The organism is Neosynechococcus sphagnicola sy1, assembly GCF_000775285.1.
In the GTDB taxonomy this organism is placed as follows: domain Bacteria; phylum Cyanobacteriota; class Cyanobacteriia; order Neosynechococcales; family Neosynechococcaceae; genus Neosynechococcus; species Neosynechococcus sphagnicola.
Genome location: NZ_JJML01000016.1, coordinates 92,237 through 106,317 on the forward strand (window position 1 = coordinate 92,237; position 14,081 = coordinate 106,317).

A 14,081-nucleotide genomic window follows, 5' to 3' on the forward strand; every position below is an offset into this window, starting at 1 on the left:
GGGATAGTTGGACACCATCGCTGCCACCTGTTTCCTCAAAGAGACCATTGCTGTGCCTCCAACCCAGTCCCGCAAGGCAGTAAAGTAGGGATGGCACCTGGAAATGAGATGATGCAAACGACCAAGATCGAGCGGGTGCGAGGCGTTGTTGATGCCTTGCCAGATGACTGCGAACTGAATCGGCAAATTACAGAACGGCTGAAGAGCTGTTTTGAGTCCTTTGGCTACCGTCCTTTGGATGTTCCCATCATTGAACACACAGACTTGTACCTTCGCAAGTCCGGTGAGGAGATCATTGACCGTCTTTATGACTTTGTCTATCGGAATCGTCGTCTCTGTTTACGACCGGAAATGACGGCCTCGGTGATGAGAGCTTATATCGATAACTTTCAGGCAGACTCGCTCCCAGTGCGGTTACACTATGCGGGGCCAGTGTTTCGCTATGAAAAAACCCCAGCGTGCTCGCTACCGCCAGTTTACCCAGATCGGGATTGAATTAATTGGAGCTACGGGGGCTTTGGCCGATGCCGAGATTATCCGAGTCGCCTGTCGAGGATTGGAGTCCCTGGGTCTCCGGAACTATCAGGTGGTGATTGGTAATATCGGAGTCTTGAATCGCTTTCTGGATAATCTGGATCTAGACAGCCGCCTGCGGAGTTTTTTATTAGGTCAGATGTCCGTGCTCAAGCAACCCCAGGGTAAGCAGCAGGTGGCTCAGCGCTTGGCGGAACTGTATCCAGACTTTCAGCCTGGAATCGAGGCTCCGGGAACTGACCGCCAACTCCTCCCAGAGGAACTCGCACCAGAGACCGATGAGGACAATCCCCTCAATACTCAACGGCTGGTACACCTGTTTCGGGGCATGGATAACGAGTCTGCCCGGCAGGCGATCCTCGATTTGTTGGAAAGCCTCAACATTGATCTTGGGGGGAACCGGGAGCCTGAGGAAATTGCCGATCGCCTGCTAACGAAGCTAAAACGTCAGGATCAAACCCCTCGCATCAGTCTAGCGCTAGACTTTTTAAGTGAATTGGCTCAACTGAAGGGTGACCCGGAGACCATTCTCCGTCAGGGAACTCAGGTGCTGGCGACCTATGGGATTGATTGCGCACCGCTGCAAGATCTGCGGGCGATCGCCGATCTATTGGCCTTTTACAACCTGGATGGCAGCCAGGTCTGCCTAGATCTAGGCTTAAGTCGAGGGATTCAATACTATACCGGGATGATTTTTGAGATTCACCATAGGGGAGTGGGGGAAGATCGACAGCTCTGTGGGGGGGGTTCGCTATGACGATCTCGTCGCCACTCTGGGGGGCCGTAAAGATACCCCTGCCACGGGCTTTGCCTATGGTCTTGAGCGACTGCGCTTGGCGCTGGAGCAGGAAGAAAACCCCCTGGGTCAAACACCAGAGCAGCGTCGATGCCCTAGTGATTCCGGTCAGTCCGGCAGAACACGGCTATGCCATTGAGGTGGCTGAGAAACTTCGCTACGCGGGGGTACGGGTCGAACTTGATGTTCGGGATCGCAGCGTCTCCAACAAGTTTTTTCTATGCCGATAAGCAGAAAATTCCCTTCTGCGTCGTGGTGGGTTCCATCGAACGGGAGTCGGCAACTGTGGTGTTAAAGCAGATGCACAATCGCGAACAACACCCCTTAGCTGTGGATGCCGCCGCCCAACACATTCATGCTTACAGGAGCAACCATGAATAATGGAACACCGTCTACCCTGAGACTGGCCGTTCCCAGTAAAGGAGCCTTAGAGAAACCTACCCTGGATCTGTTGGCCGCTTCTGGACTACGGGTTTCCCGACCCAACGAACGACAATATGTAGGCTCAATTCCGGCACTTCCCCATGTCACAGTTCTGTTTCAGCGGGCGGCGGATATCTTCACGAAAGTCCAAGAAGGAAGCGTCGATCTGGGAATTACGGGCTACGATGTGGTGCGGGAAGACGGCGAGGGTCATGCGGATGTTTTGGTGGTTTACGGGAAACTCGGGTTTGGCAAATGTGAGTTAGTCTTAGCAGTTCCCGATAGTTGGGTCGATATCTCCTCTATGGAGGATCTGGCGGATCTCACCCTCTATTTCAAGGAAAAAGGCCGGGATTTGCGGATTGTCACCAAGTATTCCAATCTCACCCGTAATTTTCTCTATAACCGACGAGTCATTCACTTCTCCTTGGTGGAGGCAAAAGGGGCACTGGAAGCGGCTCCCAGCATGGGTTATGCTGATATGATTGCCGATGTCACTAGCACCGGTACCACCCTCCGGGAAAACCGTCTGAAGCAAATCAGTGGCGGCACCATTCTCAGTTCCCAGGCCTGTCTCATTGGCAATAAGCGCCTCTTGCAAGACCCAGGCAAACTCCATCTCACCCGCTTGATTCTGGAATCCATTGAGGCTCATCTAGAAGCCAAAAAATATGCATCGATTACCGCCAATATTCGTGGCCAATCGGCGGAAGATGTCACCCACTGCTTGGTGAATCAACCTGAACTGCTTCAACTGGCAGGATTGCGCGGACCCACCGTTGCCAAGGTGTATGCCAGAGATGATGCCCAGTGGTACGCGGTCACGATTATTGTCAAACAACACGACCTGTTGCGTGCTGTGGATCATTTGCGACAAGCCGGAGGGACAGATATTGCTGTGTTTTCACCGGACTATATTTTTGGTGCCCAGTCCGATACCTTCCAGCAACTGTTGACCACATTGAACAGTGATAGCTCTCATCCAGCGTCTCGCAGTCTGCTGTCGTTGCCAAGATAAATCACAATGCCCACCTGTTCTCGATTGATCAGGGGGCCGTCAAGAATTTTTTCATGGGTTGAAAACGCTCAAAGTATCCCCAATTAAAACCCTTGAGCCATCAACTCAAAGTTGCCAGAGTACTAAGTTACCCTGTCTGGAGGAGGGGCTGTAGCTCCATGGTTAGAGTTCTGGCTGGTGATTCTAATGCCTGCGGACTCAAGTCCTGTCTTTTTATTCATACTGGAATTGTCTGCCTCCCAGCTCTGCACCCAGTTTAGAAATCAGCTCTGACACAGATTCCTTGGGCATCCTTATAATATGGCAAAAGCAGAAGCGATTAACTATAAGCCCCCCAGTGGCTTTGATATTGAGTTCCTTCCCGGTGAAAAACGTCTGGAGCAGGCGTTACTGGATACCATTCGCCAAGTGTTTGAGCGCTATGGGTTTACACCTATTGAGACCCCAGCCGTTGAGCGTTTAGAAGTATTGCAGGCGAAGGGCAATCAAGGGGATAACATTCTCTACAGTATTCAACCCGTTCTCCCCCCGAGTCTTTTGGCTCGTAACGACTCCGGAGCAGCAACGGAGGTGGCGGCAGGGGAGGGTGAAACCAGAGCATTAAAGTTTGACCAAACCGTTCCCTTGGCGGCTTATATTGCCCGTCACTTTAATCAACTCAGCTTTCCCTTTGCCCGTTATCAGATGGATATGGTGTTTCGGGGGGAGCGAGCTAAAAAAGGGCGTTATCGCCAGTTTCGCCAATGTGATATCGATGTGGTGGGTCGGGGTCAATTGAGTCTGTTTTACGATGCCCAGGTGCCCGCCATCATTGCGGAAATCTTTAGCCGGATTAACATTGGCCCCTTTTTGATTCGGATGAATAATCGCAAGATCCTCACGGGGTTCTTTGCCGCGATCGCCGTGCCGGAGGCTAAAATCAAGCCCTGTATTCGCATCATGGATACCTTAGAGAAAGTGGGGGCTACCAGGGTAAAAGCAGCGTTAGCGGCTGAAGCCCTAACGGAGGAGCAGGCAACAGCGATTTTGAATTTTATCCAGTTGCAGGGTTCAGCGGATGAAATGCTCACCCAATTGGCAGACACAGCTCAACAACTGAGAGATTCTGAGCAATTACTATCGGGGGTTCAAGAGTTGCAAACCGTGATTCAGGGGGTGCGGGATCTCAAGGTTCCAGAGGATCAATTCTGCATTGATCTGGCGATCGCCCGGGGGTTGGACTATTACACCGGCACCGTCTATGAAACCAACTTAATTGGCTATGAATCCCTGGGGAGTATTTGTTCTGGCGGACGCTATGAAGATCTGGTGGGGACGTTTGTGGGTGAGACAATGCCAGGGGTGGGGATTTCCATTGGTCTCACCCGCCTGCTACGCAAATTGCTAGATGCCCAACTGCTGAAGCCGCTCTCCAGCAGTCCTGCCCAGGTAATGGTTGTCAACTTCCGTCAAGACTTGATGGGTACCTATCTGCATATCTCCCAGCAACTGCGGCAGGCTGGAATCAATGTCTTGACAGTCTTTGAGGAGCGTTCCCTAGGTAAACAATTCCAGCAAGCGGATCGATTGGGGATTCCCCTATGCGTGATTATGGGGCCGGACGAACTAGCCACGGGGACGTTTACCCTCAAAACTTAAAAACCGGGGAGCAGCACCAGGCGGCTTTAGCCCAACTGGTGGCTGTGGTGCAGCAGTCAAGACTGGGAGACTGAGGGCGGCAAGCTCCGCATCGTTGCCATTAGGACGACGGGCGATGACGTGGCTGCTTCCCTCCCCGCTCCGTCCCCCGACAGGCTAATATATGGGTTTGACCCCCTAAACCCGATCGATTTCGATGGCAGAAACCTTTCTATTCAACGCCCTGCGAGAGGCCATTGACGAAGAGATGGCCCGTGATCAGACCGTTTTCGTTCTTGGTGAGGATGTGGGCCATTACGGCGGTTCCTACAAGGTCACCAAAGATCTCTATGACAAGTACGGTGAACTGCGACTGCTCGATACCCCCATCGCCGAAAATAGCTTCACGGGGATGGCTGTCGGCGCCGCGATGACCGGACTGAGGCCGATCATTGAAGGCATGAACATGGGCTTTCTGCTGCTGGCATTTAACCAAATTTCTAATAATGCCGGGATGCTTCGCTATACTTCTGGGGGCAATTTTAAGATTCCCTTGGTGATTCGGGGGCCCGGTGGGGTGGGGCGACAACTGGGTGCTGAGCACTCCCAACGTTTAGAAGCCTATTTCCAAGCGGTTCCGGGCTTGAAGATTGTGGCTTGCTCCACTCCCTACAATGCCAAGGGGTTGCTCAAATCCGCCATTCGGGATGATAATCCAGTGTTGTTCTTTGAGCACGTCCTGCTCTATAACCTCAAGGAAAATTTACCAGAGACCGAGTATGTACTGCCCTTGGATCAGGCGGAAGTGGTACGGCGAGGTCGGGATGTGACCCTCCTGACCTACTCTCGGATGCGTCACCACGTGGTACAGGCCGTCAAAACCCTGGAAGCCCAAGGATTTGATCCAGAGGTGATTGACCTAATTTCCCTCAAGCCCTTAGATTTTGAGACAATTGGCGAGTCGGTTCGCAAAACCCATCGAGTGATCATTGTTGAAGAATGCATGAGAACCGGGGGCATTGCGGCGGAATTAATTGCCTCGATTAACGATCGCCTGTTTGATGAACTGGACGCCCCAGTGGTGCGCCTCTCCTCCCAAGATATTCCGACCCCCTACAATGGCAATCTGGAAAATCTCACCATTGTGCAACCGACTCAAATTGTCGAGGCGGTTCAGAAAATGATGGCTTTACACGTCTAATTTCTTTCCCCTGTCTGCAACCCATGGGTAAACAACGTTCGATTTTAATTCTGATCCTGCTGCTGGTGATGGCTGCTATTACCGTCATTGTGCAGTTACCCGTGCACTTAGGACTGGATCTGCAAGGGGGTTCCCAACTGACGATTCAGGTGCAGGTACCCCAGGGAAGTAAGCCACCGTCCCCTGAGGATCTAGAAGCAGTGCGGAGTGTCCTCGAGAACCGGGTCAATGGCTTGGGAGTTTCCGAGGCGCTGGTGCAAACTGCCGGCCAGGATCAGATTTTGGTACAGTTGCCGGGGGTCAGTGATCCAGAACAGGCTGAACGGGTGCTGGGAGGCACGGCTCAGTTAGAGTTTCGTGCCCAGAAACCGGGTACCGAAGCCCAGCTCCGGATTGAGAGTCAACAAAAACAAGAAAAACTCACCCAGCTAGCGGTTCTGAATCAGACGGGCGATCGCAGTGCTATCACCAAGGTGCAACAAGAACTGAAGGTGACACGCCAGGAAATACTGAACTTGTTTGAAGATCAAGGACTGACGGGGAAAAACCTTGCCGATGCCTTCCCGGAACCCAAGTCGAGTTCCAACACCTGGAATGTGGGCATTCGCTTTGACACCAAGGGTGGGGAGTTATTTGCTGCCCTCACCAAGAAACTCGCAGGTACCGGGCGTGCCATCGGCATTTTCTTAGATCAAGATCTGATTAGTGCTCCAGTGGTGCCGGTGACCTTTGCCGAAACAGGAATTACGGGGGGATCGGCGATTATCGAAGGCAACTTTGATGCCCAAACCTCCTTGGATCTGGCGGTGCAACTGCGAGGGGGAGCCTTACCCTTCCCGGTAGCGGTGGTTGAGAACCGCACCGTGGGAGCCACCCTGGGGCGAGACAGTATTCAGAGCAGTATTTATGCCGGGATCGGCGGACTGCTGCTGGTGCTGATCTTTATGGTGGCCTATTATCGCTTACCAGGGGCGATCGCGGATTTGTCCCTGTTGATCTATTCCCTGCTGACCTTTGCCTGCTTTGATCTGTTGGGAGTTACCCTCACCCTCCCAGGGATTGCTGGCTTTATCCTCAGTATTGGCATGGCGGTAGATGCGAACGTATTGATCTTTGAGCGCACCCGTGAGGAACTCCGCGCTGGGAAGAGCCTCTATCGGGCTGTAGAATCTGGCTTTTATCGAGCCTTCTCCAGCATCCTCGACAGTAATGTCACAACGCTGATTGCCTGTGCAGCGCTGTTCTGGTTGGGTGCTGGTCTGGTGCGGGGGTTTGCCCTCACCCTGGCCCTCGGGGTTGTCGTCAGTATGTTTACCGCCATCACCTGTAGCCGTACCTTGCTGCTGGTGGCACTTTCGATTCCAGTGTTTCGCAAACCCCGTCTGTTTTGTCCCAATTTGCCAACTGGCAATCCAACCGCGAGGATCGCCTGATGAAACTGCAAGTTATCCAACAGCGTTCCTGGTGGTGGACAATTTCTTCCGTGATTATTCTCTGCGGTCTGGTGGCGATGCTGATCTCCTGGCAGCAGCTAGGGGCGCCTTTGCGCCCGAGCCTGGATTTTGTCGGTGGCACTCGCCTCCAGTTCGAGCTAGACTGCACCCAACCCCAGACCTGTAGCCAGCCGATTGATGTGGCGGTGGTTCGTCAGATTTTAGATACCCAGGGTCTGGAGGGCAGTAGCATTCAGATTATTGGGCAAGATCAACAGGCCTTATCCCTGCGAACCAAAACCTTAGATGTGAACCAGCGCACCCAACTCTTGAGTGCCCTGACGAAAAAAATTGGTGCCTTTGATCCGAAAACCATCCAGATTGATACCGTTGGCCCCACCATCGGTCGGCAGTTGTTTGCCTCTGGAATGCTAGCGTTAGTAGTTTCCTTTGCTGGCATCACCCTCTATCTCAGCCTCCGCTTTCAGTTGGACTTCGCCCTCCTAGCGATCGTCGCCCTGTTCCATGATGTCCTGATTACCACTGGGATTTTCTCGATCCTGGGGTTGACCCTGGGGACAGAAGCTGACAGTTTATTCATCGTCGCCCTGCTCACCATTGTCGGCTTCTCGGTAAACGATACGGTGGTGATCTATGACCGCATTCGTGAGACAATTCAACTCCATCCCCACCGCCACATTAATGACATTGTGGAAGATGCGGTGAATCAAACCCTGACCCGGTCGATTAACACCACCTTGACCGTCTTACTCACCCTTATAGCCATTTTCCTCTTCGGGGGGGTAAACCCTGAAAAACTTTGCCCTCGCCTTGATCATCGGGTTTACCATGGGGGCATACTCCAGTATTTTTATTGCCAGTACCCTCTTGGCTTGGTGGCGAGTCCGAAGTGGCCATGCCATCCCAGTTCCTGAGTCGGTTCTTGACCTTGGGGAGACTGCTCCCTCTCTGGAAGACACCTGAGCCAGTTCCCCCCTTGTTATGCATCAGTCTCCCGATGACTTCTCAACGACTCGCGAGTTAGAGGTACTTGCCGACCCTACTTTTCGGCAACAAGTGCAGCGACTCCATGAATTGACGGTCTATGGTCGCTGGGCGATCGTACTGCTGTTGTGGCTGACCCTAGGGCCATTTTCTCTCTGGGCATTGCGCCATGAAATGGGTCTCTGGCACGAGTCATTTACCTGGGTGGCGGTGCGTTATGGTCTGGCCGATCACTATGGGGCCACCCTGGGTCTGGCCTTTTGTGTCGGAATGACAGTTGCGACCTTGATTTGGCAAAGTCGCAACATTATCTGGGGGTTACCCAAGCGAGATCGCCGATGCTTGGAGAACCAAGTGCTGCAGATTCGACGGCAAGGCCAGAGCCATCCTCTCTGGCGCTGGGTTTGTCGATTGTAGCTGCTCCTCCGGAACTAGGACGGTTCTTGACCCGCAGCGGCAAAGCGGTGCGCAAGCTTCCCATCTAGACTGGATACAAACGATTCAGGAACCGATCCATCATGGCTCACGATTTGCAGCGAGATTGGCAGCCCATCCTTCGAGCCTTTGAGGTTGTGTTGGGGAAAAATGGGGTGGTAGGTCGCAAGGAAGAACTCCTGGTCTATGAGTGTGATGGACTCACCAGCTATCGCCAGCGTCCGGCGGTGGTGGTGCTGCCCCGAACCACTGAGGAAGTCGCCGCTGCTGTGAGAATTTGTGTGAAACATCAAATCCCGTTTGTGGCCAGGGGATCGGGCACGGGGCTGTCGGGGGGAGCCTTACCCGTTGAGAACTGTGTACTGATCGTCACCTCACTGATGCGGCAGATCCTAAGTGTGGATCTGGACAATCAGCGTGTCGTGGTCCAGCCCGGTGTGATTAATAACTGGGTGACCCAAGCTGTGAGTGGGGCTGGTTTCTACTATGCACCCGACCCCTCTAGTCAAATTGTCTGTTCGGTGGGGGGCAATGTGGCGGAAAACTCCGGGGGAGTTCACTGCCTGAAATATGGGGTGACCACCAACCATGTTTTAGGGTTGAAGCTGGTGTTGCCCGATGCTTCAATGGTTGAGGTTGGGGGAGCGGTGCCAGAAATGCCCGGTTACGACTTGACCGGGGTCTTTGTCGGTTCAGAGGGCACCCTGGGAATTGCCACGGAAATTACCCTGCGGATCTTAAAAGTTCCTGAGGCCATCCAGGTCTTGCTGGCAGACTTCACCAGTGTGGAGGCAGCGGGGGCAGCGGTTTCCGACATTATTGGCGCAGGGGTGGTGCCGGGGGGCATGGAAATTATGGATAACCTCAGCATTAATGCCGTGGAGGATGTGGTGGCCACGGGATGCTACCCCAGGGATGCGGCGGCCATCTTGTTGGTGGAACTGGATGGTCTGGCGGTGGAAGTGGCTGCCCTCTGTGAACGGGTAGGGGCAATTTGTCAGCAAAATGGGGCTCGAAGCATTGTGAGTGCCACGGATGCCGAACAGCGATTAAAGCTGTGGAAGGGGCGGAAGGCTGCCTTTGCCGCCGCGGGTCATCTCAGCCCCGATTACTATGTCCAAGACGGTGTGATTCCCCGTACCAAGCTGCCTTTTGTGCTCCAGGAAATGCAGCGACTGGGGCAGGAGTATGGCTATCAGATTGCCAATGTCTTTCATGCGGGGGACGGGAATCTCCATCCCTTAATTCTTTACGACCACAAAGTTCCCGGTGCCCTTGAGCAGGTGGAAGCCTTAGGGGGGGAAATTTTGAAACTGTGTGTGCAGGTGGGGGGCAGTATCTCAGGGGAACATGGCATTGGTGCCGATAAACGTTGTTATATGCCGGAGATGTTTACCCCTGCGGATTTAGAAACCATGCAGTGGGTGCGTCAGGTGTTTAACCCTCAGGGACTAGCGAATCCAGGAAAAATCTTTCCCACCCCCCGTACCTGTGGCGAGGCGGCCCAGGCCAAGACCCATCCGTTTGCTGCCGTTGAGCGGTTTTAGGGAGGAAGTTGTTGTGTCCAGTTCATCCGCGATCGCCCAAGCCTGTATTGATCAGCTTGGTGCGGAGGCCGTTACTACTTGGGAGGATCTAGCGCTAACGCAGCAGCAAAAATTCCGCCAAGCGGTGACCCCTGAGACCCAGATCAGCTGTGTTGTTTCTCCCACGACCCTGGAGGAGTTAGGGGCAATCATGGCCGCTGCCCATCGCCACCGCTGGCGCGTCTTACCCTGTGGTCGGGGAAGCAAAATTCACTGGGGTGGACTGGCGCACCCGATTGACTTGGTGGTCAGTACCCAGCGGCTTCAGAATTTAGTCGAACATGCGGTGGGGGATCTCACGGTCACGGTGGAAGCTGGGATGCAGCTCAGGGAATTACAAACGAGGTTGGCCACCGCTGGACAGTTTCTACCCCTCGATCCCCTGTATCCGGAAACGGCGACCTTGGGGGGAATTGTTGCCACCGCCAGTGCTGGCTCCCTCCGCCAGCGCTATGGGGGAGTGCGGGATTTACTCTTGGGCATCTCCTTGGTGCGTGCCGATGGACAGGTGGCGAAAGCCGGGGGACGGGTGGTGAAGAATGTGGCTGGGTATGACCTGATGAAACTGTTCACGGGTTCCTTTGGCACCCTGGGAATTCTCTCCCAACTTACTTTTCGCATTTATGCATTACCAGAAGCGTCTCAAACGATCCTGTTAACCGGAGCCAGCGATCGCCTAGCTCAAGGACTCCAAACTCTGATGACCACGGCCTTAACCCCGACGGCTCTGGATCTGTTATCCACGGCCATGGTTGCAGCCCTGGGACAGAAGCCTGGTTTAGGTCTATTGATTCGGTTCCAAACCATTGCGGCGGGAGTGGAAGAACAGACGCGGCGGTTGTTGCAACTGGCTCAGACCTTGGGGCTTCAGCCTCAAATTTATCAGGGAGCTGATGAAGCGGCTCTATGGTTGCAATTGCGAGCAATGATGGAAGCTCCCCCGCTGATGACTGGAATCCTTTGCAAAATCGGAGTAGAGTCTGAATCAGCGGTGGCAGTTCTCTCCCAAATGGATACCTGGACAGGAGCGACGGTGGCTGCCCACCTGCAAGTCGGCAGTGGTCTGGGTCTGCTCCAGTTAGCGGCGGGTACGGGTTCCCCTTCGCTGTTGAACCAGATGCGCAGTTTGTGCCAGCGTCACCGAGGGTTTCTCACCCTATTGGCTGCCCCTATGGCCTTGAAGCAACAGGTGGATATTTGGGGGTATTCAGGGAATGCCCTGCCGTTGATGCAGGGGTTAAAGGCACAATTTGACCCGCAACAGTTATTCAGTCCCCATCGCTTTGTTGGTGGTATTTGAGCTATGCAATCTTCTGAAGCCTCTCCGAGTGCCCCCGCCGCCGCGCCGGGTGGGTTTGATACCCACCATGCCCCCAATTCTAAGGTGCTCGACACCTGTGTTCACTGTGGATTTTGTTTACCCACCTGTCCCAGTTATCGGGTGATGGGCACGGAAACCGACTCCCCCAGAGGTCGGATTTATTTGATGAATGCGATTCTTCAGGGGGTAAGCGACCCTCTCCCAGGCGACGGTGCCGCATTTCGATTCTTGCTTGGGGTGTCTCTCCTGTGTCACCGCCTGTCCCTCAGGGGTGAAGTATGACCAGTTGATTGCTGCTACCCGCCCCCAAATTGAACGCAACTATCCTCGAGGCTGGGGCGATCGCCTGCTGAGACACTTGATTTTCTCGATCTTCCCCTATCCCCAACGTCTGCGGTTGCTACTGCGTCCCCTGGGAATGTACCAGCAATCAGGGCTGCAAAAACTGGTGCGATCGCTGGGATTCCTGAAAGCGGTGGCTCCCCAACTGGCGGCCATGGAATCCCTGCTTCCCCAAGTGACGTCCCAAGCCTTTGGCGATCGCGTGGCTCCAGTCAACCCTGCCCAAGGAGTTCGACGTTTCCGGGTCGGTTTAATTCTAGGGTGTGTGCAGCGGCTGTTTAATCCGGAGGTGAACGATGCCACGGTGCGGGTTCTGACCGCCAATGGCTGTGAGGTGATTGTCCCCCCGAGCCAGGGCTGTTGCGGCGCCCTCTCCCATCACCAAGGACAAGAAGTCCAAGCCCAAGGGTTTGTCCGCCAGATGATCGATAGCTTTGCCGACATTGACGTTGATGCCATTATCATCAACGCCTCGGGTTGTGGTCACACCTTGAAGGAATATGGTCAGATTCTTGCGGAGGACCCCGATTATGCCGAGCGGGCTCGGGCATTTGCCCTCAAGGTCAAGGATGTTCAAGAATTTTTAGCTGAGGTAGGTTTAACGACCCCCTTGGCTCCCCTGCAAGAAACCCCGCTGACCGTGGTCTATCAGGATGCCTGCCACATGCTCCACGGCCAAAAAACTTAGTCTGCAACCCCGGCAGTTGTTACGGCAAATTCCCGGTGTCACGTTGCGAGAGCCTGTGGATGCCGCCCTCTGTTGTGGCAGTTCTGGGGTTTATAACCTCTTGCAGCCAGAAGTAGCCGCAGAGTTGGGTCGGCAAAAACGTTGAAAATCTCTTGCAGACGGGGGTCTGCGTTGATTGCTTCTGCCAATATTGGCTGTTATGTCCAGATCTCCCATCATTTAAAACTACAAGGCCGGACTGTGCCTGTGGTGCATCCGATGCAACTGCTAGACTACTCCATTCGCGGCCTCAAGTTGGGCACCGAGGTTGTAGATCCTGGTTGAAGTTTTTTTGACTAACGGCACTTATGTTGACCCAAATTCGGCAGCTCACTCACAAGCTCAACCCCCCGCCTGATTGAAATCCACCGTCATCTCCATGCCCATCCAGAGTTGAGTGGTCAGGAATACCAAACCGCTGCCTATGTGGCAGGGGTGCTGTCTTCAGCGGGTTTGCAGGTGCGTGAGGGCGTGGGCAAGGTGGGGGTGGTGGGTGAGTTAATCGGTCGGGGCAATGACCCGCGATTACTGGCTATCCGTACCGATATGGATGCCTTGCCGATTCAAGAACAAACCCCATTGGCCTACGCCTCCCAACGATCGGGGATTATGCACGCCTGTGGCCATGACATCCACACCACCGTTGGTCTGGGGACGGCCATGGTACTGGCGGAATTAGCGGCGTACTTGCCAGGTAAGGTTCGCTTCCTCTTCCAGTCTGCGGAAGAAACCTCTCAGGGTGCCCGATGGATGATTGCCGATGGAGCCATGGAGTCTGTGAGTAGCATTCTTTCTCTCCATGTGTTTCCCAGCATTCCCGTGGGTGTGGTGGGCATTCGCTACGGAGCCTTGACAGCGGCGGCAGATGATCTGGAATTGCTGATTTTAGGAGAATCTGGCCATGGCGCTCGTCCCCACGAAGCGATTGATGCCATTTGGATTGCGGCACAGATCATCACCACCCTCCAGCAGGCGATTAGCCGTACCCACAACCCGCTGCATCCCGTGGTGCTGACCATTGGTCAAATTCAGGGTGGACGGGCTGCCAATGTGATTGCGGATCAGGTGCGACTTCTGGGAACGGTGCGATCGCTCCATCCTGAGACCCGCGATCGCCTGCCTTCCTGGATTGAAACCATTGTTTCCCATGTTTGTCAATCCTCCGGAGCCCGCTACGAACTCAACTACCGTCGGGGGGTGCCGTCGGTTCAAAACGACCCCCAACTGAACCAACTCTTAGAAAGCTCGGCACGGGAAATCTGGGGGCAGGAACGGGTGCAGATGATTCCCGATCCCTCCATGGGGGCTGAGGATTTTTCCCTCTACCTCGAACATGCTCCCGGTGCGATGTTTCGCCTAGGGGTGGGGTCTGTCGATCAACCCAACTATCCTCTGCATCACCCCCTGTTTACCGCTGATGAAGCGGCGATCGCGACCGGGGTGGCGACCCTAGCCTATACTGCTTGGCAATACTGGCAATCCGCTTGCGGCTCAGCCAACCCCTCCCAATTTTCCCAGTATCCCTAGCATCCATATGACATCTTTTGAGGCTGAAGTCTCTAAGCGCTTAAGTATCAGTCGGATCAATCAGAGTCCGGTAGGGAATCCTGTACAACTTATCAGTTAGAGTACGCTGCAAGCAG

The 14,081-nt window shown here is 54.2% G+C and carries 12 protein-coding genes and 3 pseudogenes; all 15 read left to right on the top strand.

Annotated elements, in window-relative coordinates; translation table 11 throughout:
• Positions 1-108 precede the first annotated feature (108 nt).
• The 15 genes and pseudogenes from DO97_RS20815 to DO97_RS07675 all read left to right on the top strand — a co-directional run bounded on the left by DO97_RS20815 (position 109) and on the right by DO97_RS07675 (position 13,965).
• Complete coding sequence (locus tag DO97_RS20815) at positions 109-495, top strand: ATP phosphoribosyltransferase regulatory subunit (RefSeq protein ID WP_162182963.1); 387 nt, start codon at positions 109-111, stop codon at positions 493-495.
• The gene (locus DO97_RS27530) at positions 443-1,291 is read left to right on the top strand and encodes an ATP phosphoribosyltransferase regulatory subunit (RefSeq protein WP_052128505.1); all 849 of its coding nucleotides are present in this window, start codon (positions 443-445) and stop codon (positions 1,289-1,291) included. Before DO97_RS20815 ends, DO97_RS27530 begins: the two co-directional genes overlap by 53 nt.
• Entirely contained in the window at positions 1,272-1,469 is a 198-nt protein-coding gene (locus DO97_RS26185; RefSeq protein WP_052128506.1) for a hypothetical protein, read from the top strand. Before DO97_RS27530 ends, DO97_RS26185 begins: the two co-directional genes overlap by 20 nt.
• Positions 1,429-1,560: a His/Gly/Thr/Pro-type tRNA ligase C-terminal domain-containing protein gene (locus DO97_RS30165; protein WP_420805863.1), complete on the top strand. Its 132-nt coding sequence runs from the start codon at positions 1,429-1,431 to the stop codon at positions 1,558-1,560. Before DO97_RS26185 ends, DO97_RS30165 begins: the two co-directional genes overlap by 41 nt.
• Entirely contained in the window at positions 1,514-1,711 is a 198-nt protein-coding gene (locus DO97_RS24350; RefSeq protein ID WP_052128507.1) for a His/Gly/Thr/Pro-type tRNA ligase C-terminal domain-containing protein, read from the top strand. Before DO97_RS30165 ends, DO97_RS24350 begins: the two co-directional genes overlap by 47 nt.
• The gene (gene hisG / locus DO97_RS07630; protein ID WP_052128508.1) at positions 1,704-2,771 is read left to right on the top strand and encodes an ATP phosphoribosyltransferase; all 1,068 of its coding nucleotides are present in this window, start codon (positions 1,704-1,706) and stop codon (positions 2,769-2,771) included. Before DO97_RS24350 ends, hisG begins: the two co-directional genes overlap by 8 nt.
• Positions 2,772-3,071: 300 nt before the next feature.
• Positions 3,072-4,483, top strand: a pseudogene (gene hisS, locus DO97_RS07635) (histidine--tRNA ligase).
• Positions 4,484-4,605: 122 nt separating this feature from the next.
• Positions 4,606-5,589 (top strand): alpha-ketoacid dehydrogenase subunit beta, encoded by a 984-nt coding sequence (locus tag DO97_RS07640; RefSeq protein ID WP_036532219.1) that lies wholly within the window; start codon positions 4,606-4,608, stop codon positions 5,587-5,589.
• Positions 5,590-5,612: 23 nt separating this feature from the next.
• Positions 5,613-7,022 carry a protein translocase subunit SecD gene (gene secD, locus DO97_RS07645; protein WP_036532221.1) on the top strand — a complete coding sequence of 470 codons (1,410 nt, stop codon included), beginning with the start codon at positions 5,613-5,615 and terminating at the stop codon, positions 7,020-7,022.
• A pseudogene (gene secF / locus DO97_RS07650) lies at positions 7,022-8,006 on the top strand (protein translocase subunit SecF). The gene secD and the pseudogene secF overlap by 1 nt, the downstream one beginning before the upstream one ends.
• An 18-nt stretch (positions 8,007-8,024) precedes the next feature.
• Positions 8,025-8,444, top strand: a complete 420-nt coding sequence (locus tag DO97_RS07655) for a hypothetical protein (protein ID WP_036532222.1) — start codon at positions 8,025-8,027, stop codon at positions 8,442-8,444.
• A gap of 101 nt (positions 8,445-8,545) precedes the next feature.
• On the top strand, positions 8,546-10,009 hold the full coding sequence (glcD, locus tag DO97_RS07660; protein ID WP_156120487.1) for a glycolate oxidase subunit GlcD: 1,464 nt from the start codon (positions 8,546-8,548) through the stop codon (positions 10,007-10,009).
• A gap of 13 nt (positions 10,010-10,022) precedes the next feature.
• Positions 10,023-11,348, top strand: coding sequence for an FAD-binding oxidoreductase (locus tag DO97_RS07665; protein WP_081980669.1), 1,326 nt, complete (start codon positions 10,023-10,025; stop codon positions 11,346-11,348).
• A 3-nt stretch (positions 11,349-11,351) separates the two neighbouring features.
• Positions 11,352-12,723: pseudogene (locus DO97_RS30930) on the top strand ((Fe-S)-binding protein).
• Positions 12,724-12,792: 69 nt separating this feature from the next.
• Complete coding sequence (locus DO97_RS07675) at positions 12,793-13,965, top strand: M20 family metallopeptidase (RefSeq protein ID WP_052128509.1); 1,173 nt, start codon at positions 12,793-12,795, stop codon at positions 13,963-13,965.
• Positions 13,966-14,081 lie beyond the last annotated feature (116 nt).